The sequence below is a fragment of the Pseudonocardia sp. D17 genome (assembly GCF_036984265.1).
Classification (GTDB): domain Bacteria; phylum Actinomycetota; class Actinomycetes; order Mycobacteriales; family Pseudonocardiaceae; genus Pseudonocardia; species Pseudonocardia benzenivorans.
Genome location: NZ_BPRG01000215.1, coordinates 87,907 through 114,857, shown reverse-complemented (window position 1 = coordinate 114,857; position 26,951 = coordinate 87,907). Strand labels below are relative to the sequence as shown.

The 26,951-nt window shown below is 75.2% G+C and carries 29 protein-coding genes; 15 read left to right on the top strand and 14 right to left on the bottom strand.

The genetic code is table 11. The features are described 5' to 3' along the window. Positions 1 to 25: 25 nt before the first annotated feature. Genes PSD17_RS28800 through PSD17_RS28790 form a run of 3 tightly spaced genes read right to left on the bottom strand, consistent with a single transcriptional unit; the run spans position 26 to position 2,999 of the window. Positions 26 to 859 carry an ABC transporter ATP-binding protein gene (locus PSD17_RS28800; RefSeq protein WP_013675038.1) on the bottom strand — a complete coding sequence of 278 codons (834 nt, stop codon included), beginning with the start codon at positions 857 to 859 and terminating at the stop codon, positions 26 to 28. Further along, on the bottom strand, positions 856 to 1,959 hold the full coding sequence (locus PSD17_RS28795) for a FecCD family ABC transporter permease (RefSeq protein WP_339125500.1): 1,104 nt from the start codon (positions 1,957 to 1,959) through the stop codon (positions 856 to 858). The genes PSD17_RS28800 and PSD17_RS28795 overlap by 4 nt, the downstream gene beginning before the upstream one ends. After that, positions 1,956 to 2,999, bottom strand: coding sequence for a FecCD family ABC transporter permease (locus PSD17_RS28790; RefSeq protein WP_339125499.1), 1,044 nt, complete (start codon positions 2,997 to 2,999; stop codon positions 1,956 to 1,958). The genes PSD17_RS28795 and PSD17_RS28790 overlap by 4 nt, the downstream gene beginning before the upstream one ends. A 210-nt stretch (positions 3,000 to 3,209) precedes the next feature. Between PSD17_RS28790 and PSD17_RS28785 the strand changes: the two genes are divergently transcribed. The 9 genes from PSD17_RS28785 to PSD17_RS28745 all read left to right on the top strand — a co-directional run bounded on the left by PSD17_RS28785 (position 3,210) and on the right by PSD17_RS28745 (position 8,976). After that, positions 3,210 to 3,980: a pyrimidine reductase family protein gene (locus PSD17_RS28785; protein WP_013675035.1), complete on the top strand. Its 771-nt coding sequence runs from the start codon at positions 3,210 to 3,212 to the stop codon at positions 3,978 to 3,980. Between the two features lie 181 nt (positions 3,981 to 4,161). Further along, complete coding sequence (locus tag PSD17_RS28780; protein WP_013675034.1) at positions 4,162 to 4,677, top strand: Asp23/Gls24 family envelope stress response protein; 516 nt, start codon at positions 4,162 to 4,164, stop codon at positions 4,675 to 4,677. A 17-nt stretch (positions 4,678 to 4,694) separates the two neighbouring features. Next, positions 4,695 to 5,111 (top strand): hypothetical protein, encoded by a 417-nt coding sequence (locus PSD17_RS28775; RefSeq protein WP_339125496.1) that lies wholly within the window; start codon positions 4,695 to 4,697, stop codon positions 5,109 to 5,111. Beyond that, on the top strand, positions 5,108 to 5,413 hold the full coding sequence (locus PSD17_RS28770) for a hypothetical protein (RefSeq protein WP_339125494.1): 306 nt from the start codon (positions 5,108 to 5,110) through the stop codon (positions 5,411 to 5,413). Before PSD17_RS28775 ends, PSD17_RS28770 begins: the two co-directional genes overlap by 4 nt. Then, positions 5,410 to 5,589, top strand: a complete 180-nt coding sequence (locus PSD17_RS28765; RefSeq protein ID WP_013675031.1) for a hypothetical protein — start codon at positions 5,410 to 5,412, stop codon at positions 5,587 to 5,589. The genes PSD17_RS28770 and PSD17_RS28765 overlap by 4 nt, the downstream gene beginning before the upstream one ends. Positions 5,590 to 5,594: 5 nt before the next feature. Beyond that, positions 5,595 to 5,996, top strand: coding sequence for an Asp23/Gls24 family envelope stress response protein (locus PSD17_RS28760; RefSeq protein ID WP_013675030.1), 402 nt, complete (start codon positions 5,595 to 5,597; stop codon positions 5,994 to 5,996). Positions 5,997 to 6,039: 43 nt separating this feature from the next. Beyond that, positions 6,040 to 6,594: a DUF6286 domain-containing protein gene (locus PSD17_RS28755; protein WP_013675029.1), complete on the top strand. Its 555-nt coding sequence runs from the start codon at positions 6,040 to 6,042 to the stop codon at positions 6,592 to 6,594. Beyond that, entirely contained in the window at positions 6,591 to 7,274 is a 684-nt protein-coding gene (locus tag PSD17_RS28750; protein ID WP_339125490.1) for an alkaline shock response membrane anchor protein AmaP, read from the top strand. The genes PSD17_RS28755 and PSD17_RS28750 overlap by 4 nt, the downstream gene beginning before the upstream one ends. 82 nt (positions 7,275 to 7,356) lie before the next feature. After that, positions 7,357 to 8,976 (top strand): alpha/beta hydrolase, encoded by a 1,620-nt coding sequence (locus tag PSD17_RS28745; protein WP_339125488.1) that lies wholly within the window; start codon positions 7,357 to 7,359, stop codon positions 8,974 to 8,976. A 43-nt stretch (positions 8,977 to 9,019) separates the two neighbouring features. Here PSD17_RS28745 and PSD17_RS28740 read toward each other — a convergent pair whose 3' ends face one another. Together PSD17_RS28740 and ligD are read right to left on the bottom strand one after the other, a co-directional pair. Beyond that, on the bottom strand, positions 9,020 to 9,253 hold the full coding sequence (locus PSD17_RS28740) for a hypothetical protein (protein ID WP_013675026.1): 234 nt from the start codon (positions 9,251 to 9,253) through the stop codon (positions 9,020 to 9,022). A gap of 150 nt (positions 9,254 to 9,403) precedes the next feature. Beyond that, on the bottom strand, positions 9,404 to 10,444 hold the full coding sequence (gene ligD, locus PSD17_RS28735) for a non-homologous end-joining DNA ligase (RefSeq protein WP_013675025.1): 1,041 nt from the start codon (positions 10,442 to 10,444) through the stop codon (positions 9,404 to 9,406). Between the two features lie 84 nt (positions 10,445 to 10,528). On the opposite strand from ligD, the gene PSD17_RS28730 reads away from it, so the two are divergent. Further along, the gene (locus PSD17_RS28730; RefSeq protein WP_013675024.1) at positions 10,529 to 10,840 is read left to right on the top strand and encodes a hypothetical protein; all 312 of its coding nucleotides are present in this window, start codon (positions 10,529 to 10,531) and stop codon (positions 10,838 to 10,840) included. A 39-nt stretch (positions 10,841 to 10,879) separates the two neighbouring features. After that, positions 10,880 to 11,338 carry a peptide-methionine (R)-S-oxide reductase MsrB gene (msrB, locus tag PSD17_RS28725; RefSeq protein ID WP_103382180.1) on the top strand — a complete coding sequence of 153 codons (459 nt, stop codon included), beginning with the start codon at positions 10,880 to 10,882 and terminating at the stop codon, positions 11,336 to 11,338. A gap of 40 nt (positions 11,339 to 11,378) precedes the next feature. Here the strand turns inward: msrB and PSD17_RS28720 are convergent, their stop codons facing one another. Beyond that, a complete protein-coding gene (locus PSD17_RS28720; RefSeq protein WP_013675022.1) occupies positions 11,379 to 11,780 on the bottom strand; it encodes a DUF5997 family protein in 402 nt (133 codons plus the stop codon). A 43-nt stretch (positions 11,781 to 11,823) separates the two neighbouring features. On the opposite strand from PSD17_RS28720, the gene PSD17_RS28715 reads away from it, so the two are divergent. Then, positions 11,824 to 12,531 carry a LysR family substrate-binding domain-containing protein gene (locus tag PSD17_RS28715; RefSeq protein WP_339125482.1) on the top strand — a complete coding sequence of 236 codons (708 nt, stop codon included), beginning with the start codon at positions 11,824 to 11,826 and terminating at the stop codon, positions 12,529 to 12,531. A gap of 46 nt (positions 12,532 to 12,577) precedes the next feature. Here the strand turns inward: PSD17_RS28715 and hemQ are convergent, their stop codons facing one another. The 3 genes from hemQ to hemE form a co-directional block, all read right to left on the bottom strand. Continuing rightward, positions 12,578 to 13,273 (bottom strand): hydrogen peroxide-dependent heme synthase, encoded by a 696-nt coding sequence (gene hemQ / locus PSD17_RS28710; RefSeq protein WP_013675020.1) that lies wholly within the window; start codon positions 13,271 to 13,273, stop codon positions 12,578 to 12,580. Positions 13,274 to 13,350: 77 nt separating this feature from the next. After that, the gene (gene hemG / locus PSD17_RS28705; protein WP_339125481.1) at positions 13,351 to 14,805 is read right to left on the bottom strand and encodes a protoporphyrinogen oxidase; all 1,455 of its coding nucleotides are present in this window, start codon (positions 14,803 to 14,805) and stop codon (positions 13,351 to 13,353) included. After that, positions 14,805 to 15,875 (bottom strand): uroporphyrinogen decarboxylase, encoded by a 1,071-nt coding sequence (gene hemE, locus PSD17_RS28700; RefSeq protein WP_103382177.1) that lies wholly within the window; start codon positions 15,873 to 15,875, stop codon positions 14,805 to 14,807. Before hemE ends, hemG begins: the two co-directional genes overlap by 1 nt. Before the next feature lie 97 nt (positions 15,876 to 15,972). Here hemE and PSD17_RS28695 point away from each other — a divergent pair, with 97 nt between their 5' ends. The 3 genes from PSD17_RS28695 (at position 15,973) to PSD17_RS28685 (ending at position 18,798) form a co-directional block, all read left to right on the top strand. Next, positions 15,973 to 16,566, top strand: a complete 594-nt coding sequence (locus PSD17_RS28695; RefSeq protein ID WP_013675017.1) for a DUF3000 domain-containing protein — start codon at positions 15,973 to 15,975, stop codon at positions 16,564 to 16,566. A 316-nt stretch (positions 16,567 to 16,882) separates the two neighbouring features. After that, entirely contained in the window at positions 16,883 to 17,536 is a 654-nt protein-coding gene (locus PSD17_RS28690; protein ID WP_339125514.1) for a response regulator transcription factor, read from the top strand. Positions 17,537 to 17,613: 77 nt separating this feature from the next. Next, entirely contained in the window at positions 17,614 to 18,798 is a 1,185-nt protein-coding gene (locus PSD17_RS28685) for a ribonuclease D (protein WP_339125479.1), read from the top strand. Positions 18,799 to 18,828: 30 nt separating this feature from the next. Here PSD17_RS28685 and PSD17_RS28680 read toward each other — a convergent pair whose 3' ends face one another. The 5 genes from PSD17_RS28680 to PSD17_RS28660 all read right to left on the bottom strand — a co-directional run bounded on the left by PSD17_RS28680 (position 18,829) and on the right by PSD17_RS28660 (position 25,596). Continuing rightward, complete coding sequence (locus tag PSD17_RS28680) at positions 18,829 to 20,010, bottom strand: sensor histidine kinase (RefSeq protein ID WP_339125477.1); 1,182 nt, start codon at positions 20,008 to 20,010, stop codon at positions 18,829 to 18,831. Between the two features lie 11 nt (positions 20,011 to 20,021). Next, entirely contained in the window at positions 20,022 to 20,687 is a 666-nt protein-coding gene (locus PSD17_RS28675) for a response regulator transcription factor (protein ID WP_013675013.1), read from the bottom strand. Beyond that, a complete protein-coding gene (gene dxs, locus PSD17_RS28670) occupies positions 20,687 to 22,726 on the bottom strand; it encodes a 1-deoxy-D-xylulose-5-phosphate synthase (RefSeq protein WP_339125475.1) in 2,040 nt (679 codons plus the stop codon). The genes PSD17_RS28675 and dxs overlap by 1 nt, the downstream gene beginning before the upstream one ends. Positions 22,727 to 22,786: 60 nt before the next feature. Beyond that, the gene (locus tag PSD17_RS28665) at positions 22,787 to 24,154 is read right to left on the bottom strand and encodes a GGDEF domain-containing protein (protein ID WP_339125473.1); all 1,368 of its coding nucleotides are present in this window, start codon (positions 24,152 to 24,154) and stop codon (positions 22,787 to 22,789) included. A 155-nt stretch (positions 24,155 to 24,309) separates the two neighbouring features. After that, positions 24,310 to 25,596 (bottom strand): GGDEF domain-containing protein, encoded by a 1,287-nt coding sequence (locus tag PSD17_RS28660; protein WP_234027857.1) that lies wholly within the window; start codon positions 25,594 to 25,596, stop codon positions 24,310 to 24,312. Between the last annotated feature and the right edge of the window lie 1,355 nt (positions 25,597 to 26,951).

Sequence of the window (26,951 nt, the reverse complement as noted above, 5' to 3'; positions counted from 1 at the left end):
ACAGTAGCGGTCCGGAAGCGGCTCCCTAGGCTCCCGTGCCGACCGGGACGACGAGCGGCGTGCCGGCGACGGGATCGGGGATCACCTTGGCGCGCAGCCCGAACACCTCCGCGAGCAGCGGCTCGGTGATCACGTCGGCCGGCTCGCCCGCGGCGACGACCCGGCCGTCGCGCATGGCGACGAGCCGGTCGGAGTAGCGGGCGGCGAGGTTCAGGTCGTGCAGCACCATGACGACGGTGCGACCCACCTCGCGGTTGAGCCGGCGCACCAGCTCCAGCACCTCGACCTGGTGCGACAGGTCCAGGTAGGTCGTCGGCTCGTCGAGCAGCAGCAGGTCGGTGCCCTGCGCCAGCGCCATCGAGATCCACGCGCGCTGACGCTGGCCGCCGGAGAGCTCGTCGACGGGCCGCTCGGCCAGGTCGGCCATGTTGGTCCAGGTCAGCGCCTCCGCGACGGCCGACTCGTCGTCGGCCGACCACTGCCGGTACCACGCCTGGTGCGGGTGCCGGCCACGGGAGACGAGGTCACCGACCGTGAGTCCCTCGGGGGCGCTGGGCGCCTGCGGCAGCAGCCCGAGGATCGTCGCGACCTCCTTCGTGGGCATCTTGTCGATCCGCTTGCCGTCGAGCAGCACGTGGCCGCGGGACGGGACGAGCAGTCGGCCCAGCGCCCGCAGCAGCGTCGACTTGCCGCAGCCGTTGGGGCCGATCACGGACGTGACGGTGTTCTGGGTGACGTCGAGATCGAGCCCGTCGACGACGAGGCGGTCGCCGTAGCCGAGGCTCACGTCCTCGGCGCGCAGCCGGATACCGGCCGCGACCAGGGCGGAGCCGGCGCCATCCGTGGCGGTCTGGGTCATGCGCGGGCCTCCCGGCCGTGTCGGACGAGCAGATGGAGCAGGTAGGGGGCACCGAGCACCGCGGTGATGACGCCGACGGGCAGCTCCGCGGCGCCGAATGCCGTGCGGGCGACGAGGTCGGACAGGACGACGAGGGTCGCCCCGACCATCAGCGACGCCGCGATCGGCGGTCGCGGGGCGCCGACGAGCCGCTGCGCGATCTGCGGCGAGACCAGTGCCACGAACGCGATCGGACCCGCCGACGCCGTGGCCACCGCAGCGAGGCCGACGGCGACCACCAGCAGCGCCGTCCGCGCGGCGTCGACCCGGATGCCCAGGCCACGGGCGGTGTCGTCGCCGAACTGGAGGCCGCCGAGGACGTGGGCCAGTACCAGCGCGGCCGGCACGAGGACCACCAGCGCGACGCCCACCGGGACGACGTGCTCCCAGCCGCGCGCGTTGAGGCTCCCGTTGAGCCACACCTGGGCCCGCGCCGCCTCGTAGACCTGGGCCGCGATCAGCAGCCAGTTGACCAGCGCGTAGAGGATCGCGTTCATGCCGATGCCCACGAGCACCAGCCGGAAGCCGTGCACCCCGCGCCGCCAGGCCAGCACGTAGATCGACGTCGCCGTGAGCAGCCCGCCCAACAGCGCCGCGACCGGCAGCCCCACCGCTCCCGCGAGTGCGCCGACCGCCCCGAACCCGCTGCTCAGGACGATCACCGCGACCGCGGCGGCACTCGCGCCCATCGTGATCCCGATGATGTCGGGGGCCGCCAGCGGGTTGCGCGCCACCGCCTGCAGGATCGCCCCCGCCACCGCCAGGGCGCCGCCGACCAGCGCCCCGGTGAGCGTCCGCGGCAGCCGCAGGTCCAGGACGATGAACCGCTGCGCCTGGTCGCCGCCGCCGAACAGGACGCTCAGCACCTCGCCGACACTGATCGGGAACTCGCCGCGGCCGATGTTGAGCGCCGCCCCGACGACGAGCACCGCGGCCGCCACGACGAGGACGACGACGGTCCGTGGCCGCCACACGCCGGAGAACCGGCCGAGCCGCAGCGGGTCGCGCCCCGGGACCAGGCCGGGGGTCCGCCCGCGGGCCTTCTCCACGGTCGCGGTCACAGCTGGGCCAGCTTGCGACGGCGCACGAGCGCGATGAAGAACGGCGCCCCGAGCAGCGCCAGCACGATCCCGACCTGCAGCTCCCCGGGCCGGGCCACCACGCGTCCGACGACGTCGGCGGTCAGCAGCAGGACGGCACCCGAGAGCGCGGAGGCCGGGAGCAGCCAGCGGTGGTCCGGGCCGGTGAACGAGCGCACGACGTGCGGCACGATCAGCCCGAGGAACGCGATCGGCCCGCACGCCGCCGTCGCGGAGCCGGCGAGCAGCGTGATCGCGGCGACGCCGAGGACCCGGGTCCGGCGCACCGAGTGCCCGAGCGAGCGGGCGACGTCGTCGCCGAGCGAGAGCGCGTTGAGCGCGGGAGCCGTCGCCAGCGCGATCAGCGCCCCCGCCAGCAGGAACGGCGCCACCTGGCCCGCGATCGCGGGTTCGCGCCCGGCCAGCGACCCGACGTTCCAGAAGCGGTAGGCGTCGAGCGTGCGGACGTCGGTGAGGATCACCGCGGACGTGAGCCCGAACAGCAGCGCCGAGACCGCCGCGCCGGCGACGGCCAGCGTCACCGGGGTCGCGCCGCCGCGGCGGCCGACCGCGCCGAGCGCGAACACCGCGACGCTCGCCCCGAGGGCGCCCGCGAACGCGAACCACACGTAGCCCGACAGCGAGCTGACGCCGAAGACGTAGATGCCGACGACGACCAGGAACGCGGCACCGGCGTTGACGCCGAGCAGCCCGGGGTCGGCGAGGGGGTTGCGGGTGTGGCCCTGCATGAGCGCGCCCGCCAGCCCCAGGGCCGCACCGGCCAGCAGGCCGAGCACGGTCCGCGGGATGCGCAGCGACCGGATGACGACGTCGTCCTCCGTGCCGGTCGGGGCGATCAGCGCGTGCCACACGTGGTCGAGCGGGATCGCCTTGGCGCTGACGGCGACGCTCGCCAGGCACACGAGGAGGACCAGGCACGCCAACACCAGCAGCCCGGTGAGCCGGCGGCGGCGCGGTGTGCGGGACGGCCGCTGGGCGCGCTCGCGCGCGAGCGTCGTCATCCTCGTCCCATCGCCGTCACGCGGGCCTCTCCCGTCCGTCGCGCCACCCGTCGCCCCATCGGCCCGTCGCGCCCACCATAAGTGAGGGCCGCCTGTGCTCAACAGAGGTGTGGCTATCACACTCCCCGCTTGTACGCATCGCGACGGCCTGGTAGCTCCCGGTCACCGACCCGGCGCGACAGGCCCTGCCCGGGATGCTGGGATGGGCGCGTGCGACGACTGTGGCCGCCAGGGCCGGACCTCGGGGACGATCTCGACGCGGCGCTCCTGCGCCACTACGCCTACCCGGACGGGCTGTCGGCGCCGCGGGTGCGTGTCAACTTCGTCGCGAGCCTCGACGGCGCGGTGAGCGTCGACGGGCTGTCCGGCGGCCTGGGCTCCGCCGCCGACAAGGCCGTGTTCGGCGTGCTGCGCCGGCTCGCCGACGTGGTGCTCGTCGGCGCGGGGACGGTGCGGGCCGAGGGCTACCGCGGCGCGCGGCGGCCCACGGTCGGGCGCGCGCTGCCGCCGCCGATCGCCGTCGTCACCGGGTCGGCCGGTCTCGACCCCGGCGCCCGGCTGTTCACCGACACCGCCGTTGCGCCGATCGTGCTCACCACGGCCGGGGCCCCCGGCGAGCGCCGCGACGCACTGCGCGCCGCGGGTGCCGATGTCGTCGAGCTGCCCGACCTCGCCCCCCCGACCCTGCTGGCCGAGCTCGGTCGCCGTGGGCTGCACCGCGTGCTGTGCGAGGGCGGGCCCGCACTGCACGGTGCGCTCGCCGCGGCCGACGCCGTCGACGAGCTGTGCCTGACGCTCTCCCCCACCCTCGTCGGCGGCGACGCCGGCCGGATCGCGACGGGGCCCTCGACGATGCGCCCCATGTGCCTCGCGGGCGCCCTGCTCGACCCCGGTGCCCTGCTGCTGCACTACGTCCGGCCCGACGACTCCGACGATTTCCCGGACGACGTCCCCATCGACCGATCAGGTGACACCGCGTGAGGCGTGGCCCGCGCCGCGCGTCCGACGGAGGTACGCATGGGGCGAGGCCGGTCATCGGCGCCGCGCCCACCGGGAGCGACACGCAGCACCGACCGACACCGAGTACATCGACACAGAGCACATCGAGACAGAGCACATCGACAGGGCATCGACACCGAGCAACGCCGTGAGGAGAAACGCGATGACAGGCGCAACGCCCGCCGCGGCCGCCACCTCGAGCACCGCCACCACGACCGGGGCCGCAGGCACCACCGGCGTCACCGCCGGGTCCCCTGGCCGGCTGGCCGAGGACAGCGGCCAGGGTCGCACCACGATCGCCGCATCGGTCGTCCAGAAGATCGCCGGGATCGCCGCCCGGGAGATCTCCGGCGTGTACGCGATGGGCGGCGGCGTGTCCCGCGCGTTCGGCGCCATCCGCGAGCGCATCCCCGGCGGCGGCACCGGCGCCGCCAACATCTCCGGCGTCCAGGTCGAGGTCGGCGAGAAGCAGGCCGCCATCGACCTCGACATCATCGTCGAGTACGGGGCGTCGATCGTCGAGCTGGCACGGGCGGTGCGGCGCAACGTGATCACCGCCGTGGAGCGGATGACGGGCCTCGAGGTCATCGAGGTGAACATCGCCGTCAACGACATCCACCTGCCCGAGCTCGACGACGCGGACGACGCCCCGGCGACCGTGACCTCGCGGGTCGAGTGACGGCCCGACCGACCCCGGTGACCGACGCCCGCCCCGTGCCGGACGGCCCCGACGACACGGCCGGCCGCGCCGGACCCGACGACACGGCCGGCCGCGCCGGACCCGACGACACGGCCGGCCGCACCGGCCCCGACGACACGGCCGCGCTCGCCACCGAGCTCGCCCGCGTCGTCGCCGCGCATCCTGCCGTCGTCCGCCTCGACGGCGGGGCGTTCGGCGCGGTCGCGACGTACCTGCCCGGGCGCAGGCTGCTCGGGGTCCGGGTCGGGGCCCCCGGGGAGGCGGTCGAGGTCGGCGTCGTCCTGCGCGCCGACCGGCCGATCCCGCAGACGGTCGCCGAGCTGCGCGAGGCCGTCGCCGCGCTGCGTCCGGGGCCGGTCGACGTCACGGTGGCGGACGTGGTCGTCGAGCCCCCGCGCGGGGCCGGCCGATGACGCCCGAGGAGCGGGCCGCGTTCCGCGCGTTCGTCCGCGAGCACCATCCCGATCGAGGCGGGGACCCGGAGGCGTTCGTCACGGGGCTCGCCGCGCTGCGGGCGGGCGACGCCGGGACCGGCCTGTCCCCGGCGCGGCCGCACGGACCGCCGCCCGACGTCGAGTTCGTCCGCGACCTGCCGCTGCCGACGAAGGTCGCGGTCGCGCTCATCCGCACCGTCCGCCGGCACCGGCGCACCAGGGTCGACCGTGCCGACCGCCCCTCAACCGCAGGCCAGACCATCCACAGGAGTGACCCATGAACGCCACCCAGACCGGCTTGCTGGCGGGGCTCGTCCTCGGCGCCGCGGGCGCGATCGGCGGGTTCGGCGCCTTCCTCATCACCCTCGTCGTCGGTGCGGTCGGGCTCGTCGTCGGGCTGGTGCTCGACGGCAGGCTCGACGTCAGCGGGCTCGTCGGCCGCGGCAAGGACAGGTGACGACGGTGACCGCCGCAGGCACCGTGGCCCCGGCCGCCGGGGAGCCGGTGGGCACCGACGCCGACGAGCGCGGCCGCACCGAGATCGCGCCCAGTGTGCTGCGCAAGATCGTCGAGTACGCCGCCGACCAGGTCCCGGGGACGTTGCGCACCGAGCGCCGGGTCGCCGGCTTCGACGTCGGCGACGCCGGCGCCACCGCGAAGGTCAGCGTCGGCGGGCCCGCCGCGGAGGTCGACGTGCGGCTCGAGCTGGCCCTGCGCTACCCCGGCTCGGTCCGCGGGGTCGTCGACGCCGTGCGGTCGACCGTTGCCGAGGAGCTGGGCCGGCTCGCCGGCTACCGGCTGCGGACGATGGCCGTGACCGTCACCGGGCTGCGCGGACTGCCACCACCGCCGCGGCTGCGCTGATCGGCGGACCGACCCGTCCGCCCGCCTACTTCGAGGAGGTCCGGTGCGCGTTCTGCTGCGCGTGCTCGCGCCACTGCTCGGCCTCGCGTTGGCCGCGGTCGGCGTGCTGGTCGTCGTGGAGGTCGTCGCGGCGTGGATCGGCTCCGCCGGCACCACCGGGTCCGACGGGGTGATCGTCCCCTGGCCTTCCTGGCAGCAGACCCTCGACGGCCTAGTCTGGGCGACCACTCCGGTGCGGATCACCGCGATCGTCGTCGCCGTCGTCGGGCTGTTGCTGCTGCTCGTCGCGCTGGCGGCCCGCCGCCACGACGTACCGCTGCGCCCGCCCGCCCCCGACGTCACCGTGACGACGTCGCCGCAGGCGCTCGCCCGCATGGTCGGACGCCGCGTCCGGGCGGCCGACGCGGTGTCCTCGGCCGCGGTCACCGCGTCGCGGCGCGCGATCAGCGTGCGCGCCCAGGGGTGGGAGCCGACCGACGGCGGCACCGGGCTCGCCGAGTCGGTGCGCGGCGACGTGGAGTCGCTGCTCGACGACCTGCCGCTGGCGAACCGCCCGCGCGTCAGCGTCGCGGTGCGCAGGCAGGCGGGCCCCCGATGACGGCCGCGACGCCCGACCCCGCCGCCACCCCGTCGACGGCGGCGCGCGGCTCGGCGGTGGGGCTGGACACCCCTCCCCCGCAGGCCGGCCGGCATGCGCGGCGCGCCGTCGCCCGCTCGGCCGGGCGCGACCGGTGGCTCGTCGGGCTCGTGGGCGTGGTCTTGCTGCTCGCCGGCACCGGCGCCGCGCTGCTCGCCTTCGGGGTCTTCGGCACGGGGCGCGCGCAGCGCTCGGTCCTCGACCCGATGATCGTCGACGCGCTGCGCGCCCAGCCGTTGCTCTGGCGCATCGTCGCGATCGTCGGGGGGCTGCTGCTGCTCGTGCTCGGCCTGCTGTGGGCGATCCGGTCGCTCTCGCCGGAACGTCGGCCCGACCTGGCGCTGGACGCCGGCGCCGACACGACGCTCACGGTGACGGCCGCCGCGGTCGCCGACGCCGTCGCCGGCCAGGCCCGCGCGCTGCCCGGCATCTCCAGGGCCCGCGCCCGGATGGTCGGCGACGAGCGCGACCCCGCGCTGCGGCTGACCGTCTGGCTGGCCGAGGACGCGGACGTCGGGGAGGTGTGTCGGCGCATCCCCGAGGAGGTGCTGGCCGCCGCCACCGACGCGTTCGGGGGCCGGGCGCTGCCCGTCGCCGTCCGGATCGAGGCGGACACCGAGGAGGGCCCCCGGGTCCGCTGACGGTGCGGCCCGAGCCGCTCACCCCCGCCTCACCCGTCGTGCGACAGGCTGGGCCCGACGGCGGGGAGAGGGGATCGGGCGCGTGGCACGACCAGGACGACACGCGCGCGCTTCCCGCACCCGGCTCCCGTCGCGGCTGCTCGTCGCCGCCCTGCTCGCCGTCCTCGCCGCGGGCTGCGCCGTGGGCCCGTCGCAGCGCCCGCCGGTCGCCGTGCGGGGCGGCGACGCGATGACCCCACCCGCGCCGCCGACGACGCCCGCGGCTCCGGGTGACCTGCCGCAGCCCGACCCCATGCGGCCGTCGATCCGGTTCGCCGACTGCACCGCCGACACGCTCGCCGCGCTCGGCGACCCCGCACCGGCCGCGGGTGTGCCCCTGCGTGTCGACTGCGGCGCCGTCGACGTCCCGACCGACCCCACGCGCGCCGCCGGCGGGCGCAGCAGGCTCGGCGTCGTCCGGGTGGCCGCGGCCGACGCGCCGCAGGACCGGCCACCCCTCGTCGTCGTGGGCGACAGCGCCACCGACCCGTCCGCCCGGCACGCGGCGCTGCTCGCCACCCAGGTGTCCGCCGCGGTGCTCGGCGGCTACCAGCTCGTCGGTCTCGACCGCCGCGGCGCGGGGTCGGACCTGCTCGACTGCTCCGACGAGGACGCCCAGGTCGGGCTCATCGGCGCGGACCCCGGCATCGGCGCGCCGGGCGCCCCCGCCGACCAGGTGCTGGCCTCGGTGCTCGACGACGCGCGCTCGGTCGTCCAGGACTGCTATCTCGACGAGCCCGAGGCCCTCGCGACGTACTCGACGGCGGCCACCGCCTCGGACATCGACCAGCTTCGGCAGCGGCTCGGCGTGACGCGGCTGTCGGCGATCGGGATCGGCGACGGGGCCACCGCGCTGACGCTGTGGGCCAGCGCGCACCCCGACGCCGTCGGCCGGCTCGTGCTCGACGGGCCGTCCGATCCCGGCGCCGTCCAGCCCGACCTCACCGAGGCCAGGGCGGCGGGCGCGGAACAGTCGTTCGACGCGTTCGCGGCCGACTGCACCGCCCGCGGCGCGTGTCCGCTCGGCCCCGATCCGCGCGCGACGGTCTCGGCGCTGGTCTCGCGCCTGGGCGCGCAGCCCGTCCCGGCCGCCGACGGCCGCAGGCTGACCGCCGGGGTGGCGGTGAACGCGCTGCTCGCCGCCGTCGGCGAGCCCCGGTCCTGGCCCGCCCTCACCACCGCGCTCGTCGACGCGGGCCGGGGCGTGCCCGGGGCGATGCTCGCGCTCCTCGACCCGTCGATGGGCCGCGAGGGCCATTTCGACTCCGCGCTCGCCACGCTGTGCAACGACTCCAACCGCCGGCTCACGCCCCTCGACGTCGCCGGCCTCGCGCAGCGCTGGCACGACGCCTACCCGCTGTTCGGCACCACGCTCGCGGCGAGCCTGCTCGCGTGCGCGCCGTGGCCGGCCGGACCGGGCCTGCCCGCACCCGGCGCGGTGCCGGGAGCGCCGCCGCTGCTCGTGCTCGCCGCGGCGCACGACCCGCGGGCGGGGGCCGACTCGGTGCGCCGGGCCGCGGCCGGGCTCGCGACCGCCCGGCTCGTCTCGTGGCAGGGCACCGGAACCGGGTCCTACCCCCGCACCCCGTGCATCAGCGGGGTCGTCGACCGGATGCTGGTGCAGGGACAGCTGCCGCAGGCGAACACCGTGTGCCCGCCCTGACCTGTCCGGGCGGGCCGGGCACGGCGGCGCGGGCGGCTCGGCGTCAGCCGCGCACGGCGCGCAGGGTGCGGTGCCGACCGCCGTACGTGCCGGGGAGCCCGCCGTTGCGGATGTCGCTGGCCTCGTCGGCCATCTCCCGCATCATGCACGGCCAGGCCGCCGAGATGCCCGACGAGTCGCGGCACTCGCGGCACTGGCCCCGGCTGTCGGGAGCGTGCTCGATGAGCGTGCGCTCCAACAGGTCCGGCATCCCGGCCAGTACCGCAACGAGACTCATCGTGCTCCCCTCGGGTCCGGGTCGGCTCCGTGGTCGACCGACTACGTGGGGTAGCAAACTACTCTCCCCCTCGACCCTCCCCGATCCGGGGAACCCCTTGCGGCAGAACACAGCCGACGCGCAGGTCCGGCTGTCCGGAGCAGGCCCCGGTCAGCCCGCCGCGTCCTTCCCGGCACGGGCCCGCGAGGGCTGCACCCGCATCGGTTCGCCCGGCATCTTGGGATACTCGGGCGGGTAGGGCAGCTCGCCGAGGCCGCGGTCCCGCTCGTCGGCGGCGAACCACTCCAGGGCGGTCTCGATGCCCCCGACGGCGTCGTCCATCCCGGCGTGCGGGTCGCCGTCGCGCGCGAGCAGGCCGGGCACCGTCAGCAGGTCGAAGTCCTCCGGCTCGACCGATGGCAGCGCCTCCCACGTCAGCGGCATCGACACCGTCGCCCGTGGCAGCCCGCGCACCGACCAGGCCGACGCGATCGTCCGGTCGCGCGCCGCCTGGTTGTAGTCGAGGAACACGCGCTCACCACGCTCCTCCTTCCACCAGTCGACGGTGGCCTGCTCCGGGATGCGCGCGCACACCCGCCGGGCGATCGCGATCACGGCGCGGCGGACCTCGATGAACGACCACTCGGGCCGGATCCGGGCGAAGACGTGGATGCCCCGGCCGCCCGACGTCTTGGGCCACCCGACGAGCCCCGCCTCGTCGAGCACCTCGCGCAGCACCGCCGCCACGGCGACGGCGTCGGCGAAGTCGGTGCCCGGCTGCGGGTCGAGGTCGATGCGCAGCTCGTCGGGCCGGTCGGTGTCGGCCGCGCGCACCGGCCACGGGTGGAAGTCGAGCGTGCCGAGGTTGGCCGCCCACGCGATCACCGCGGGCTCCGACGGGGCGAGCGTGTCGGCCTTGCGCCCGCTGGGGAACGTCACCGTCGCGGTCCGCACCCACGGGGGCGCGCCCTTGGGCAGGCGCTTGGCGAAGAAGGGCTCGCCGTCGACCCCGTCGGGGAAGCGCTTGAGGTTGGTCGGCCGGTTCAGCAGGACGCGCGTCATCGGCTCCGACACGGCCAGGTAGTACTCGACGACCTGCCGCTTCGTGATGCCGCGCGCCGGGAAGTAGACCTTGTCCGGGCTCGACAGGCGCACCTCCCGGTCGCCCTCGGGCCCCGGCACTGTCAGCTGCACCACGGTCTTGGCCGCCATGGTCGCGACGCTACCGCCTCGGCCCGACGCACGGACGCGTCCGCGGAGGGGTTCCGCCGACGACGCGACGGCTACCCTCGGGCGATGGCCGTCCTGGAACCGGAGGCGCCCGACCCCGGCCGCGGGTCGCGGCTGTTCGACGACGAACTGCTCGGCCTCGACCCCGCCGAGCCCGAGGTGCAGGCGTTCGCCGCCCACCTCGACCGGATGCGCCGGGAGCCGTCCTTCACCGTCGAGGCGTCGCTGACGGGGGTGGGCGACTTCGCCGACGCGGCCAACCGCGCCGAGGGCGGGCGCCGCTGGCTGGCGGTGCTGGTCGTGGTCCTGCTGCTCGCGGGCGTCGTCTACGTCGCCTCGACGATCCTGACCGCCGTCGTGGCGATCGTCGCCGGCTGAGCGCCGCCGCGCGCTTGCCGGAACGGTTAGCGTGGAGGCATGGGTCTGTTCAGCCGTGGCCAGGAGGCCAGCACCGACACCGAGCTCGGCGAGGCGCCGGTCACCAAGACCGACGAGCAGTGGCGCGCCGAGCTCTCCCCCGCCGAGTACCAGGTTCTGCGGCAGGCCGGCACGGAGAGGCCCTTCACCGGCGAGTACACCGACACCAAGACCGTCGGCGTCTACCACTGCCGGGCCTGCGGTGCCGAGCTGTTCCGCAGCGAGACGAAGTTCGAGTCGCACTGCGGCTGGCCGTCGTTCTTCAGCCCGAAGGACTCCGACGCGGTCATCGAACGCGTCGACAACAGCCTCGGCATGCGCCGCGTCGAGGTGCTGTGCGCCAACTGCCACAGCCACCTCGGGCACGTCTTCGAGGGTGAGGGCTACCAGACCCCCACGGACCTGCGCTACTGCATCAACTCGATCTCGCTGACGCTGGAGCCCGACACCGCCTCCTGAGGCGCCCGCCGGGTCGAGCTCGGCGGCGGGGGCGCGGTGGTCATCCCCTGGCCGGACCGCCCCCGCGCGTCGTGGACCGCTGCGCCCGCAGCCGGGCCTCCTCGCGCTGGGCCTCGGCCCGGGTGAGGCGCTCGCGGCGCAGCCACTCGGGCTGCTCCTCCTTCAACGCCGCGATCTGGGCGGTGGTGAGCGGCTCGGTGATCTCGGCACGGGCCAGCCCGGAGATCGACACGCCCAACCGGTCAGCGACGACCTGGCGCGGGTGCGGGCCGTTGCGCCGCAGCTCACGCAGCCACTCGGGCGGGTCGGCCTGCAGGGCGTCGAGCTCGTCGCGCGAGACCACCCCGGCGCGGAACTCGTCGGGGGTCGCGTCGAGGTACACGCCCAGCTTCTTCGCCGCCGTGGCGGGCTTCATCGTCTGGGTCGCCCTCTGCCGCGTCATGTGCCCAGGATATCGACGCCGGGTCGGCCGATAGCCTGGGCGGGTGACCGGGCCGAGCGACTTCGCAGTCTTCCGGCTCGGCTACGTCCCGGGCGTCACCCCGGGCAAGTGGGCGCGGATGTGGTCCGAACGCCGGCCCCGTGTCCCCCTGGAGCTGGTCACGACGACCCCGGACGAGGCGGCGACGCTGATCCGCCGCGGCGCGGTGGACGCCGCCGTGCTCCGGCTGCCGGTCGACCGCAGCGGGCTGCACACGATCCCGCTCTACACCGAGACCACCGTTGCCGTCGTCCCGAAGGACCACGTCGTCACCGCGACCGAGGAGGCGACGGTCGCCGACCTGGCCGACGAGATCGTCCTGCACCCGCAGGACGACGTGCTCGACTGGCCCGGTGACCGGCCGGGGCGGCCCGCGGCGTTCGCCCCCGCGACGACGGCCGAGGCGGTCGAGCTCGTCGCCGCGGGAGTCGGCCTGCTGCTCGTCCCGCAGTCGCTGGCCCGCCTGCACCACCGCCGGGACCTCACCTACCGGCCGGTGGCCGACGCGCCGGGGTCGGGCGTCGGCCTCGCCTGGCCGGATGCGGAGAACAGCGAGCTGATGGAGGAGTTCATCGGGATCGTCCGCGGGCGGACGGTCAACAGCTCCCGCACCCCCCGCCCGGACGCGACCCCGGCACCGGGCGGCCCCGTCCCCGCGAGGAAGAAGGGCGGCCGGCACCGGCCGGCCCGCCGCGGGACGCACCGTCGCTAGCAGCCGGCCCACCCACCGAGCCGGCGGAGAAGGGCCGGGCGACGGTCTACGGCAGGCTGCTGACGAGGTCGCCGACCTCGACCCGCGGGCCCGTGTAGAACGGAATCTCCTCGCGGACGTGGCGGCGGGCCTCGGTGGCGCGCAGGTGCCGCATCAGGTCGACGATGCGGTGCAGCTCGTCGGCCTCGAAGGCGAGGATCCACTCGTAGTCGCCCAGTGCGAACGCGGGGACGGTGTTGGCCCGCACGTCGGGGTAGTCCCGCGCCTCCTTGCCGTGGTCGGCGAGCATCTTGCGCCGCTCGTCGTCGGGCAGCAGGTACCAGTCGTAGGACCGGACGAACGGGTAGACGCACACGTAGCGGCGCGCCTCCTCGCCGGCGAGGAACGCCGGGATGTGGCTCTTGTTGAACTCGGCCGGCCGGTGCAGCGCGACCTGGCTCCACACCGGCACGGAGGCGCGGCCGAGCGCGGTGGTGCGGCGCAGGTCGGCGTAGGCCGCCTGCAGCGCCTCGACGGTCTCGGCGTGCCACCAGATCATGTAGTCGGCGTCGGCGCGCAGGCCGGCGAGGTCGTACACCCCGCGGACGACGACGCCCTTGCCCGCCAGCGCCTCCACGAACTCGGTCGCCTGGCTCGCGACGGCGCCGCGGTCGTCGCCGAGCTTGCCGGCCTCGACGCGGAACACCGACCACATGGTGTAGCGGATCGTGTCGTTGAGCTGCGCGTAGTCGAGGCGTGCCATGCAGCCGAGTCTACGGAGCCGCCCGCCGCGAGGTGCGAGCGCGGGTGCGGCAGGTCACCGTGACCCGGGCGCGCGGGTCACCGGAGGACGGCGAGCGCGCTCGCGACGTGGTCGGCTGCGGCGCGCGCGGTGCCGATGCAGGCCGGCACCCCGACCCCGTGCAGGGCCGCTCCCGCGACGGCGAGCCGCGGCGCCGCGGCGACGGCGGCCTCGAGCGCAGCGACCGTCCCGATGTGTCCGACGCCGTACTGGGGCAGCCCGCCGCCCCAGCGCTGGACGTGGACCGCGACCGGTGCGGCCGTGATCGCGTGCAGCGTGGCGAGGTCGGCGCGCGCCCGGTCGACGAGGGTCTCGTCGTCGACCTGCAGCGTGTGCGCCTCGCCGAACCGGCCGAGGGAGGTGCGCAGCCGGTAGTGCCCGTCTGTGGCGTCGGGGGCGAGATGGCCCCACTTCGTCGACGTGTGGGTCGCCGCCTTGATCGACAGCGGCTCGTCGGCCGCGACGAGGACGCCCGAGGTCGGCGGCAGGGCGGCGACGTCGGCGGCCCGGTAGGCCATCGCGACGACGACCGACGAGGCCAGCTCGATCCGCGCCGCGGCGGCCGCCGCGGCGGGCACGGCGTCGGCGAGCAACCTGCGGACGGCGGGCGCGGGCACGGCGAGCACCACGGCGTCGGCGTCGAGGTACTCGGGGGCGGGGACGGGGCCGAGGACGAGGCGCCACCCGGCCGCCGTCCGCTCGAGGGTGCGGACGGTCGTGTCCAGCCGCAGCTCCGGCCGTGCGGCGGCGGTCAGCGCGTCGAGCAGGACCCGGTAGCCGCCCCGGACCGCGCCGAAGACGGGCCCCGCCGCGACCGACGGGGCCGGCGCGGCGGCGTCGGCGGCCGCGGTCAGCGACGAGGCGCCCGCGTCGAGCGCCGCCGCGAGCGCGGGGACGGTGGCGCGCACGCCGAGCGCGTCGACCCGGCCCGCGTAGACCCCGCCGAGCAGGGGATCGGCGACGCGGTCGGCGATCTCGGGGCCGAACCGCTCGCGGAGCAGCCCGCCGAGGGCGACGTCGGCGCCCGGCCGCCAGTGCAGCGGCCGGTGCGGCTCGGCGGCGACGGCGGCCAGGCCCGCGGCCGACAGCACGCCGTCGAGACGTGCGGCGCTGGTCGGGACGCCCATCAGGGTGCCGGCGGGGAGCGGGCCGGTGCGCCCGCCCGCGCGGATCGACGCCGCGGCCCTGGTCGGGTGCACGACGACGTCGGCGAGCCCGAGCTCGGCGAGCAGTGCCGGCACCTCGGGCCGGCGGGCGAGGAAGGCCTCGGCGCCGACGTCGACGGCCACCCCGGCGAGGTCGACGGTGTGCAGCACGCCCCCGATGCGCCCCGAGCGCTCGCAGACGACGATCCGCGCCGCGTCGCCGAGCAGCGTGCGCAACCGGTGGGCCGTGGCGAGCCCGGAGATGCCCCCGCCGACGACCGCGACGGTCGGGCCGGTGCCCGGCGTCGGGCGGGTGCCGTGCGTCGGGCGCGGGACGTGCTCGGCCATCAGCCGGGCAGCGTGTGCACCAGGTCGACCACGCGCGTCACGACGTCCGGGTCGGTCTCGGGCAGCACACCGTGCCCCAGGTTGAAGACGTGGCCGGACGCGGCCCTGCCCTCGGCGGCGATGCGCCGGACCTCGGCCTCGATCGACACCGGATCGGCGAACAGCACCGCCGGATCGAGGTTGCCCTGCACGGCGTGCCTGCCGCCGGTGCGGCGGACGGCCTCGTCGAGCGGGACGCGCCAGTCGACGCCGATGACGTCCGCGCCCGCGTCGGCCATCGCACCGAGCAGCTCCCCGGTGCCGACACCGAAGTGGATGCGCGGGATCCCGCTGCCCGCGAGCGGTTCGAGGACCGCGGCCGAGTGCGGCATGACGTGGCGGCGGTAGTCGCGCTCGGACAGCGCGCCGGCCCACGAGTCGAAAAGCTGCACGGCGTCGACGCCCGCGTCGACCTGGGCCTGCAGGAACGTCGCGGCGTTCGCGGCGAGCCGGGACAGCAGCGCGTGCCAGACGTCGGGGGCGCTGCGCATGAGCGCCTTGGTGCGTTCGTGGTTGCGGCTCGGTCCGCCCTCGACCAGGTAGGACGCCAGGGTGAACGGCGCCCCGGCGAACCCGATGAGCGGCGTCTCGCCCAGCGCGGGCAGCAGCAGCCGGATCGCGTCGACGACGGGCGCGACCTGCTCGGGGTGCAGCCGCGGGAGGGCCTCGACGTCGGCCGCGGTGCGGACCGGCCGCGCGACGACGGGCCCGGTGCCGGCCACGATGTCGACCCCCACGCCCGACAGGTACAGGGGCACGACGATGTCGCTGAACAGGATCGCGGCGTCGACCCCGTGCCGGCGCACCGGCTGCAGGGTGATCTCGCACGTGAGCTCCGGGTCCAGGCAGGCCTGGATGATGCCGGTGTCCGCCCGCAGCGCCCGGTACTCGGGCAGCGACCGGCCCGCCTGCCGCATGAACCACACCGGCAGCCGCGCCGGTCGGCCACCGCGCGCGGCGACCAGGAACGGGGCGGCGCGCAGGTCCCGGCGGGTGGCGGGAGGGGCGCTGAGATCGGTGCGGGCACTCATCAGAACCCGATGATCCCACAGCTGGGGGCCGGTCCCCCGATCGGATCCCGGCGCGCCTGCCCCGGCGCGGCGCGGGCGCGACCTAGAGTCCCCGGTCGTGCCCGACACGACCTCTCCACCACCGGAGTTCGGCCGCGCGGTGGCGGCGCTGTCGTCGTACCGACCCCGGCCCGAGCTCGTCGTCCGCCCGCTCGAGGCCCCGCCGCGGCTCGCGCCCTTCTCCTGGGCGTACAGCGTCGAGGCCGACATCGGGCACCGCGGCGACGGGCTCGACGACCTCGACGAGCCCGACACCTCCGGCCGGCTGATCCTGCTGCACGACCCGGCCGGGCAGGACAAGTGGGAGGGGACGTTCCGGCTCGTGTGCTTCGTCCAGGCACGGCTGGAGCCCGAGCAGCTCGGGGACGAGATGCTCCCGGTCATCGCGTGGTCGTGGCTGACCGAGGCACTCGAGGCGGGCGGTGCCGGGCACACGGCACTGGGTGGGACGGTGACGCAGACGTCGTCGGTGCGGTTCGGTGACATCGCCGGGCCGCGGCGCGACGACGACGTCGAGATCCGGGCGTCGTGGACCCCGAACGAGGGGGCCGACACGCTCTCCCGGCACTCCGAGGCCTTCGCGACACTCGTCGCGACCGCCGCCGGGCTGCCACCGGTCGGCGTTCCGCGACTTGCGCGCCGAACGGTATAAGCGCGTGCTCACCAGCGGTTTCATGTCGGGGAGTCGATCGGTCACAGACTGTTGATCACCCGATCGGGTGTACACAGCGCGACAACGCTGTAACTTTCACCCGGAGAAGTTCGATCGGATACACGACGTTAGACCGCTTGGGGGGCTACGCTTCCTCCACGACACCTCCTCGGGCGGTCGGGCGCAACTCTCCGTCGGCCCGAGGATCTGGTGCCGGTCGGGGGGCAACGACCGACTCCAGGGAGGTAAGAACGTGGCCGTTGTGGGCCAGGGCGCACCCATGCGCAGTTCCACCGGAGCTGTGCTGTCGCCTGCCATGGTCCCGCACCCGCGGGAAGAGTTGTTCTCGGTGCTGGTGGTCGACGACCACCCGCTCCTTCGCGAGGCGATCGCAGCGCGGCTGCGGTCGATGGGGGCCGGTACGGTGCACGAGGCCGCCTCGGTGGCCGAGGCACGTGCACGGGCACAGGCGAACGGGCCGTGCGACCTCGCGATCCTCGATCTCGGTCGGCCCGACGGCAGCGGGCTCGACCTCGTGACGGAGCTGCGCGCGCTGGGCTGGAACCGGCTCGTCGTGCTGGCCTCGTCCGACGACCCGTACGCCGTCCGCTCCGCGTTCCAGGCGGGCGCCCAGGCGTATCTGCTCAAGTCGGCCTCGCCGGCCGTCGTGACCGATGGTGTGAAGCGGGTGCTCGACGGCGGCGTCTACGCCGACCCGACGGTCGCGCCGCTGCTCGCCACCGGGACGCGCGTCCCGGGCACCGACAACACCCCGCGCGAGCTCTCGGCGCGCGAGGTGGAGGTGCTGCAGCTGGTCGCGGACGGGCAGTCGAACAAGGAGATCGGTGAGGCCCTCAGCCTGTCGGCGCTGACCGTCAAGAGCCACCTGTCGCGGATCGGCCGCAAGCTCGGTACGGGTGACCGGGCCCAGATGGTGGCGCTGGCGATGCGTGCGGGAGTCATCCGCTGACGACGAACCAACCGAGCGCTCCCCCGCGTCACGGGGCGGACGGCACGACCGACGGGCCAGGTCGACCCGACGGACCGGTGCCGCTGCTGCGCCCTGCCGACGGCCTGCCCGACGTGGTGGCCGACGCCAGGGCGTTGGAGCGCACGGCGGCGGCGTTCGCGGCGGGTTCCGGCCCGGTCGCGGTCGACGCCGAGCGCGCGTCCGGCTTCCGCTACTCCCAGCGGGCATACCTGGTGCAGCTGCGCCGGGCGGGCGCGGGATCGGCACTGATCGATCCGATCCCGCTGGGTTCCGACCTCTCGGCGCTGTCCCCGGCGCTGACGGGGCCGGAATGGGTGCTGCACGCCGCGTCGCAGGATCTCCCGTGCCTGGCCGAGGTCGGGCTCGCCCCGACCTCGCTGTTCGACACCGAGCTCGCCGGCCGGCTGGCCGGGCTCCCCCGCGTCGGGCTCGGGCCGATGGTCGAACAGCTGCTCGGGCTCGCTCTGGAGAAGGGTCACGGCGCCGCCGACTGGTCCCGGCGACCGCTGCCCGAGGACTGGCTCGTCTACGCCGCGCTCGACGTCGAGGTGCTCATCGAGCTGCGCGACCTGCTCGCCGGGATGCTCGCCGAGCAGGGCAAGTCGGAGTTCGCCGCGCAGGAGTTCGAGGCCGTCCGCACCGCCGCCGCGCCCGCGCCCCGCGCGGAGCCGTGGCGGCGGACCTCGGGCATCCACAAGGTGCGCAAGCCGCGTGCGCTCGCAGTCGTCCGCGCGCTGTGGGAGGCCCGCGACAAGCTGGCCGCCGAACGCGACATCGCTCCCGGCCGGGTCCTGCCCGACGCCGCGATCGTCGACGCCGCCGTCAACGCACCCGCCACACCGGGCGCGCTGGCGGCGATGCCGGTGTTCCGCGGGCGCTCGCAGCGGCGGCTCACGTCGTACTGGTTCGCCGCGCTGGAGCGGGCCGCCCAGCTGCCTGCCGAGGAGCTCCCGCGCGCCACGGTGCCCGGTGACGGTCCGCCGCCGGTCGCGCGATGGTCCGACCGCGACCCCGACGCGGCCGCTCGGCTCTCCGCCGCCCGCAGCGCGTTGGCCGACCTCGCCGAGAAGTGGTCGATCCCGGCGGAGAACCTGCTGCTACCGGACCTGCTGCGCCGGGTGTGCTGGACCCCGCCCGCCGACGGTGACGTCGCCGCCGCGCTGGCTGCCGGCGGGGCCCGGCCGTGGCAGATCACCCTGACGGCACCACTGCTGGAGAAGGCCGTCGCCGCGAAGGCGTGACGCTCGGCGCGCCGGCCCTCGCACGGACGCTCAGTGTCCGTCCTCCGGCGTGTGGGGGATCCGAACGGTCACCGCGAGCCCGCCGCCGGGCACCGCATCGCCGCGGACGCTGCCCCCGTGCGCCAGCACGACGGCCCGCACGATCGACAGGCCCAGCCCCGCACCCCCGGCGTCGCCGGTGCGGTCGCGCGGGCCGCGGCGGAAGGGCTCGAACAGCTCGGCCACCCGCTCCGGGGCGATGACGTCGCCACCCGAGGCCACCCGCAGCTCCGCCCCGCCCGCGACGGGCCCCGTGCAGACCTCCACCCAACCGCCGGGCACGTTGTGCCGCACCGCGTTCTCGAGCAGGTTGCCCGCGACCCGGCCGAGCAGGACCGGGTCCCCCGCGGCGGGCGCGGGCGCCGCCGACACCGACATCCGCAGCCCGCGCGCCGCCGCCGCGCCCGACACGGCCGCCACGCTCGACGCGGCGAGCTCGGCCAGGTCGACCGGACGGGCGTCGAGATGTCCGACGGCCTGGGTGCGCGCGAGCAGCAACAGCGCGCCCACGAGCTCGTCGGCGCGGCGGGTGGCGTCGCGGACCACCTCCGCCATGCGGCGCAGCTCGTCGAGGTCCGCGTCGGGGTCGGCCAACGTCACGTCGACCTCCGTGCGCAGCACGGCCAACGGCGTGCGCAGCTCGTGGCTCGCATTGGCGACGAACCGGCGCTGGGCGTCGAACGCCGCCTGTAGCCGGTCGAGCATCGCGTCGAACACCGCGGCCAGCTCGGCGACCTCGCCGCGGGCGTCGCGCAACGCGATCCGTTCGTCGAGCGACTCGGCCGAGAGCCGCCGCGCCGTCGCCGTCACCGCGTGCAGCGGCGCGAGCACCCGGCCCACCAGCACCCACGACACGACGGCCGCCGCGACCACGACCAGCGGGAACGCGATCAGCCCGGCCCGCAGCACCTCCGCACGCGCCGCGGCGCCCACCGCCTGGCCGACCTGCTCGGCGGGCACCTCCACGCCGTCGACGCGTACCGTGCCGCCCTCCGGGAACGCGGGCACCGACGACTGGGCGACCCCGCCGACGAGCCACCAGCCCAGCCACAGCAGAAGCGCACTGACCAGCGCGACGAGCACCGTCGCGAGGACCGTCAGCCGCGGCCGCAGGCCCGGCCCCGGCCGCCGCCCGGGGGTCCCCCGGCCGCCGGGAGGTCGCGCCGCGGCCACCCTCGCCCCGGTCAGCCCGCCGCCGGGACCCGGTAGCCGGCGCCGACGACGGTCTCGATGACCCCCGGCTCCCCCAGCTTCTTGCGCAGCGTCATGACGGTGACGCGCACGGTCGTCGTGAACGGGTCGGCGTTCTCGTCCCACACCCGTTCCAGCAGCTCCTCGCTGGACACGACGGCCCCGCGCGCGCCCATCAGCACCTCGAGGACCCCGAACTCCTTGCGGGTCAGCTCGACGACCTGCTCGGCCCGGCGCACCGTCCGCCGCGCCGGGTCGAGCGCGACGTCACCGGCGACCAGCAACGGCGGCGTCGCGGGCGTCGCCCGCCGGCCGAGCGCCCGGATCCGGGCGACCAGCTCGGGGAAGTCGAACGGCTTGGCCAGGTAGTCGTCGGCGCCGCGGGACAGCCCGTCGACCTTGTCGGCCAGCGACCCGCTGGCGGTGAGCATCAGGACCCGCGTCGGCGCGGCGGAGGCGACGATCTCGTCGCACAGCTCGTCGCCCGACATGCCGGGCAGGTCCCGGTCGAGGACGACGACGTCGTACCGGGTGACCGACGTCTTCTCCTGGCCCTCCAGCCCGTCGTAGGCGAGGTCGACGGCCAGGCCCTCCCGGCGCAGCCCGCGGGCCACGGCGTCGGCCAGGGCCCGCTCGTCCTCGACGATCAGCACGCGCATCAGCGCGCCCGGTCCTCGGAACCGCCGGACGGCGCGTCGTCGCGGGTGGTACCGGGCTCGAGGACGCCGTCGTCGACCGCGCCCTGCACGACGCGGCACCCCGGCAGCGCCGAGGCCCACTCGGTGACCCTGCGGGCCACGTCCTGGACGGTGAGACCCGCGGCGACGAGCACGTCGGACCGGCTGCCGTGGTCGAGGAACTGCTGTGGCAGCGCGAGGTCGCGGCTCGGGACGTCGACCTCGCACGACCGCAGGAGGTCCGAGAGCGCCGAGCCGAAGCCGCCGTGGCGGCCCGCGTCGCTGACGGTCACGACGAGCTGGTGCGCCGCCGCGAGCTCGACGAGCGCCTCGGGTACCGGCAGCACCCAGCGCGGGTCGACGACCGTGACGCCGATGCCCTGGTGCGACAGCCGCTCCGCGGCGGCCACGCCCAGCTCGGCGAAGGCGCCCACGCAGACCATCAGCACCGTCGGCGCGTCGGCGCCCGCGGCCGGTTCGGCCAGCACGTCGACGGTCCCGATGCCGTCGGCACCGGCGGCGGTCCCGATGCCGTCGGCACCGCCGATCGGGCCGCCGATCCGCCGGACGGCCGGGACCGACTCGACGACCGCGCCCTTGGGGAAGCGCAGGGCCGTCGGGCCGTCGTCGACCGCGACGGCCTCGGCCAGCTCCTCGCGCAGCGTCGCCGCGTCGCGCGGCGCGGCCACCCGGATCCCCGGGACGACGCCCAGCAGCGACAGATCCCACATCCCGTTGTGCGACGGACCGTCGCTGCCGGTGACGCCCGCCCGGTCGAGCACCAGGGTCACGGCGTGCCGGTGCAGCGCGACGTCGAGCAGGAGCTGGTCGAACGCGCGGTTGAGGAACGTCGAGTACAGCGCGACGACGGGGTGCAGCCCGCCGTGGGCGAGCCCCGCCGCCGAGGTCAGCGCGTGCTGCTCGGCGATGCCGACGTCGATGCAGCGCTCGGGGTAGGCCTCCGCGAAGGCCGCGAGACCCACCGGGCCCAGCATCGCCGCCGTGATGGCGACGACGTCGGGGCGCCGCGCACCCAGCGCCACCATCTCCTCGGAGAAGACGCTGGTCCAGCCCGCGGTCTTGGGTCCGGTCGGACGGCCGGTCGCCGGGTCGAACGCCGCGGGACTGTGCATCTGCTCGGCCGCGTCGTTCTCCGCGGGCAGGTACCCGTTGCCCTTGCGGGTCACCGCGTGCACGATCACCGGCCCGCCGAAGCGCCGGGCCCGGCGCAGCGCGGACTCCATCGCGGCGACGTCGTGCCCGTCGATGGGGCCGAAGTACTTGATGCCCAGGTCGGCGAACAGCTCCTGCGGGCTGATCGCGTCCTTCACGCCGGCCTTGAGCGCGTGCAGACCCGCGTAGATCGCCGGTCCGACGACGGGCGTGCCGCGCAGCGCGTGCTTGCCCGCGTCGAGGACCCGCTCGTAGCCGGGCTGCAGCCGCAGCGACGCGAGACGGTCGGCCAGGCCGCCGATCGTGGGGGCGTAGGAGCGGCCGTTGTCGTTGACCACGACGACGACGTTGCGGTCCGGCGCTGCGGCGATGTTGTTCAGCGCCTCCCAGGCCATGCCGCCGGTGAGGGCCCCGTCGCCGATGACGGCGACGACGTGCCGGTTCTCCCCGTTCAGCGCGTAGGCGCGGGCCAGCCCGTCGGCCCAGGACAGCGACGTCGACGCGTGGCTGTTCTCCACGACGTCGTGCTCGCTCTCGCCCCGGTTGGGGTAGCCCGAGAGCCCGCCGGTCATCTTCAGCCGGTCCCAGCCGTCGTGCCGCCCGGTGAGCAGCTTGTGGACGTAGGCCTGGTGGCCGGTGTCCCAGATCAGGGTGTCGCGTGGCGAGTCGAACACCCGGTGCAGGGCGATGGTCAGCTCGATGACGCCCAGGTTGGGTCCCAGGTGCCCCCCGGTGCGGGCCACCGCGGCGACCAGGAAACGACGGATCTCCGCCACGAGCTCGGCCAGCTGGTCCGGACCGAGTCCACGAAGATCGCGAGGGCCGTGGATGGAACGCAACAGGCTCACGCCCCCCACCTTACGGTCGCGGGGGATCATCCGACCGCCACGGTGCGGCGCGTGCCGGACTCACTCGGCGAACGGCCCCCCGGCCCGCGCCGAGGGGCGCGCGGCGACCGGGTCAGGAGCGGGCACGGGCGCGGCCGCGTCGTCGGTGGACCGCCGGGCCTGCGGCACGACCGGCCCCGAGGCGATGCGGACCGTGTTGCGTCCGGCGTCCTTGGCCGCGTACAGCGACTCGTCGGCCACCGCGAGGACCTTCTCCAGCTCCTCGCCGTCCTCCGGGAACATCGCGGCGCCGATGGAGATGCTCAGGCCGTCGACGACGACGGGCCCCGCGGCAGCCGGCACCGGAACGCCCAGGCCCGCGACGCGGGCGCGGATGCGCTCGGCGACGGCCAGCACCTCGCGACGACCGGCACCGCCCGCCGTCAGGTCGGTCAGCAGGACGACGAACTCCTCCCCGCCGAAGCGGGCGACGAGGTCGTGCTGGCGGACCTCGGCACGCAGCTCGGCGGCGACGGCGGCCAGCACCGCGTCGCCGACCAGATGGCCGTGCGTGTCGTTGACCGACTTGAAGTGGTCGAGATCGGCGATCAGCACCGCCGCGCCGCCGGACCGGTCCGCGCGCTCCAGCCGTCGGGCCGCCGCCGACCGCCAGGCCGCGGTGTTGAGCAAGCCCGTCTTCTGGTCGGTGGTGGCCGCCTCCTCCAGCTGACGCACCTGCACCGCGCGCTGCAGCACCAGCAACGGCGCGAGCGCGAGGGCGGCCGTCCACCGGTCCGCCGTCAGCACCAGTGCCACCATTGCGCCGAGGCACAGGGTGGCCAGCTCGAGCACGTGGTCGTCGAGGCCGCCGAGCAGGGTGCGCGGCTGCCCGAGGCCTTCGCCGAGCGCCACCGCGCCCACGACGAGCATGTTGTTCACGACGAGGTACACCAGCGCGGCCAGTGCGATCCAGCCGAGTGCGGGCAGCTCGTGGGCGGCGGCACCCGCGGCGCGCGCGGCGAGGACGACGGCGTGCGCCGCCACGGCGGCCAGCACGACCGTCGCGGTGGTGTAGACGAGCCGGTAGAGCGGCACCCGGGCCGGCTTCCACACCCGCAGCCACAGGTGCGCGTAGAGGACGACGACCACTCCCGTCGCGACCGCGGCGGGCAGCAGCAGGGCGGCGGCGAACGTCCAGACCGAACTGAGGTCGAAGTACGCCGTGGCGGTCACCCGCCGCCGGATCCGCTCGATGCCGGTGGCCGCTTCGATGTGGGCCATCCCCAGCAGCAGGATCCAGCCGCCGAGCGCGAGATCGGCACCCGTGGGGGCCCCCGAGGAGAGCGTGGCCACCGCGAGGCCGATCGCGACCGCCTCCACCGCCACGACGAGGAGGCGGACCCGCGCCGGCTCCGACCAGAAGCTCCAGCGAGCCGTCGATCCGAACACGATCGAGCCTCCCCCCGGCCTCCCCGACCCTCGACGAGGTTCGAGATTAGTGAGCCGGAGAACAACTGTCAGTCGGCAGTCGGTCACTCAACGGGGTGGATTCGGGCGCGGTCCGTGACCAAGGGTCACCCGGACGTCGGACGGTGCACGCAGGGTCAGCTCGCGGCCGGCGGCTCGGCCTCGTCGAGCTCGGAGACCCGCGCCGTCCGGTCGCCCCGGTCGCCGCGGGCGTGGGCACCGAGCCGCACGACGTTGCGGCCGGAGCGCTTGGCGGCGTAGAGCGCCGAGTCGGCCGTCTCGAGCAGCCGGGTCAGGTCGGAGCCGTCGGTCGGGAACGCGGCGCCCCCGATCGACACCGTGAGCCCGGTGATCGTGAGCGGCCCGTCGGGCGTCGGCATCTCGACCGCCATGCCCTCGACGCGGCGGCGGATGCGGTCGGCGACCAGCCGCAGCTCCGCGACCCCGTAGTCGCTGTCGTCGACACCGGGCAGCAGCACGACGAACTCCTCGCCGCCGAACCGGCCGACCAGGTCGTTCTCGCGGACCTCGCTGCGCAGTGTCTCGGCCACCGCGGAGAGCACCTTGTCGCCGGCGAGGTGGCCGTGCCGGTCGTTGACCGACTTGAAGTGGTCGAGGTCGAGGATCAGCAGCGACGCGGCGCCGCCCTGCCGGACGGCCCGGGAGACCTCGCGCTGGGCGTGGGCGTGCCACGCCGCGGCGTTGAGCAGCCCCGTCTTGCCGTCGGTGCTCGCGGCCTCCTCGAGCTGGCGGACCAGGACGGCCCGGTGCAGCACCAGCAGTGCCGGCAGCACGAACACCACGAGCCACGGGTTGAACGCCAGCACGACCGCGGTGAGGCCGCCCAGGCACAGCGTCGCGACCTCGAGCGCGTTCTCGTCCCAGTGGCCCAGGACCATCACGACGGTCGGCTTCGGCGAGCTCACCGCGATCGCGCCCGCGATCAGCCCGCTGTTGATCGTCGTGTACGCCAGCAGGGCGAGGACCAGCGCGAACGGACCGGCGCCCGCGCCCAGTCCGACGTCGCGGGCGTGCGGGACGACATAGCTCACGATCGCGCCCGCCGCCTGGCACGCCAGCACGACCGTCGCGGTGCTGAAGACCTGCCGGTAGACCGGCACCCGAGGCCGCCACGCCCGCCACCACAGGTGCGTGAACACCACGACGGCCACGACCGCGGCCAGCAGCGGCGGCAGCAGGACCGCCCCGGCGAACGTCCAGACCGAACTCAGGTCGACGTGCGGCGTCTCGGTGACGCGGCGGCGGACCCGCTCGGCCCTGACCGCGATCTCGGTGTGCGCGACGCCGAGCAGGGTCAGCGTGAGTGCGTCGATCAACGACCGGGTGGTGATTCCGGGGGCGGTGACGTGGGTGAGCAACAGGCCCAGCGCGGTCAGCTCGACGAGAAACACAGGCAGGATCACCCGAGAGGGCACGCTCCACACGGCCCACCGAGTAATTTTCCAGGGGCCGGGAATTGCTCCTTCCGGAGCACCCCCTGCACCCGCTTTGCTAGCCATTCGTACTCTCAGTCATCCGGACGTCACCGGTCGTGAGAATAGTTGATCCACTCGACGGGTGTCATCGGCGGTGAGCCCAACGGCACATGAGAACGTGCGCGGGGTCACCGAGGGTGGCCGCCGACCCGACGAATGCGAGAGGAGGTGCGCGGTGCGTAACAAGAGCTGGCACTGACGCCCTCGCTCCGGGACGCCTGTTGCACGCCCCGTCCGCCCCGCCACCACGGCGGGCCACGGCCGACGACGTGCGCCGACGAGACCACCCGGACGTACCAACGATGAGGGTCGACCCATTTCCGAGCTTCTCGGCGCTTCTCCGGAATTCCGCTCCGAAGCCGGTTCACGAGTCGACGCACTGCTCCGGATCGGCGAACGCCGCCGTTTTGGCGATCGCATTCCGTGATCAAGAAGGGAATGAGTGCATGCGCACCGACCGCCCCTGCATTTCGCCGGGCCGGCCTGCCGTGTCCGCGCCGTCCTCCGGAGCCGCCCGCACTTGCACAACCGCAACACCACGCGCAGTCACCTCCCCCGTCACTTCCGGAGCCCTCATATCCACATCGAACGGAGCAGCACGTGCGCAACAAGAGCTGGTGAGAACCACCCGATCCGACCGCCCTCCAGGAAGGACGTCGCCGTGCGCAACAAGAGCTGGTGACCCGAGCCGCCCAGCCGTCCGCCCACCGAACAGGAGTGCCCGTGCGCAACAAGAGCTGGTGACCGCCCTGACCGCTGACCGACGACCCGGAAGGAGTGCCCGGTGCGCAACAAGTCCTGGTGAGGCACCCGCACACACCACCCGCGACCGAGAGGACGCCCCGTGCGCAACAAGAGCTGGTGACCACCGCCCGACCACCCGCCGACGGAAGGAGCACGCAGGTGCGCAACAAGAGCTGGTGACCCGCCCCGCCACCCCGCAGGCCCAGGACCCGAGGAGGAGCCCGTGAGCAACAAGAGCTGGTGACCACCGAGACCACCCGCCCCACGACCCGGAAGGAGCACGCAGATGCGCAACAAGTCCTGGTGAGACACCCACGAAACGCCACCCACGACCGAGAGGACGCCCCGTGCGCAACAAGAGCTGGTGACCACCGAGACCACCCGCCCCACGACCCGGAAGGAGCACGCAGATGCGCAACAAGTCCTGGTGAGACGCCCACGAAACCCCACCCACGACCGAGAGGACGCCCCGTGCGCAACAAGAGCTGGTGACCCGCCCGACCACCCCGCAGGCCCAGGACCCGAGGAGGAGCCCGTGA

Coding starts and splice junctions, on each gene's coding strand:
- PSD17_RS28800 (WP_013675038.1), bottom strand. CDS start 859: ATGACCCAGACCGCCACGGATGGCGCCGGCTCCGCCCTGGTCGCGGCC.
- PSD17_RS28790 (WP_339125499.1), bottom strand. CDS start 2,999: ATGACGACGCTCGCGCGCGAGCGCGCCCAGCGGCCGTCCCGCACACCG.
- PSD17_RS28780 (WP_013675034.1), top strand. CDS start 4,162: ATGACAGGCGCAACGCCCGCCGCGGCCGCCACCTCGAGCACCGCCACC.
- PSD17_RS28770 (WP_339125494.1), top strand. CDS start 5,108: ATGACGCCCGAGGAGCGGGCCGCGTTCCGCGCGTTCGTCCGCGAGCAC.
- PSD17_RS28765 (WP_013675031.1), top strand. CDS start 5,410: ATGAACGCCACCCAGACCGGCTTGCTGGCGGGGCTCGTCCTCGGCGCC.
- PSD17_RS28750 (WP_339125490.1), top strand. CDS start 6,591: ATGACGGCCGCGACGCCCGACCCCGCCGCCACCCCGTCGACGGCGGCG.
- PSD17_RS28740 (WP_013675026.1), bottom strand. CDS start 9,253: ATGAGTCTCGTTGCGGTACTGGCCGGGATGCCGGACCTGTTGGAGCGC.
- ligD (WP_013675025.1), bottom strand. CDS start 10,444: ATGGCGGCCAAGACCGTGGTGCAGCTGACAGTGCCGGGGCCCGAGGGC.
- PSD17_RS28730 (WP_013675024.1), top strand. CDS start 10,529: ATGGCCGTCCTGGAACCGGAGGCGCCCGACCCCGGCCGCGGGTCGCGG.
- msrB (WP_103382180.1), top strand. CDS start 10,880: ATGGGTCTGTTCAGCCGTGGCCAGGAGGCCAGCACCGACACCGAGCTC.
- PSD17_RS28720 (WP_013675022.1), bottom strand. CDS start 11,780: ATGACGCGGCAGAGGGCGACCCAGACGATGAAGCCCGCCACGGCGGCG.
- hemQ (WP_013675020.1), bottom strand. CDS start 13,273: ATGGCACGCCTCGACTACGCGCAGCTCAACGACACGATCCGCTACACC.
- hemG (WP_339125481.1), bottom strand. CDS start 14,805: ATGGCCGAGCACGTCCCGCGCCCGACGCACGGCACCCGCCCGACGCCG.
- hemE (WP_103382177.1), bottom strand. CDS start 15,875: ATGAGTGCCCGCACCGATCTCAGCGCCCCTCCCGCCACCCGCCGGGAC.
- PSD17_RS28690 (WP_339125514.1), top strand. CDS start 16,883: ATGGTCCCGCACCCGCGGGAAGAGTTGTTCTCGGTGCTGGTGGTCGAC.
- PSD17_RS28675 (WP_013675013.1), bottom strand. CDS start 20,687: ATGCGCGTGCTGATCGTCGAGGACGAGCGGGCCCTGGCCGACGCCGTG.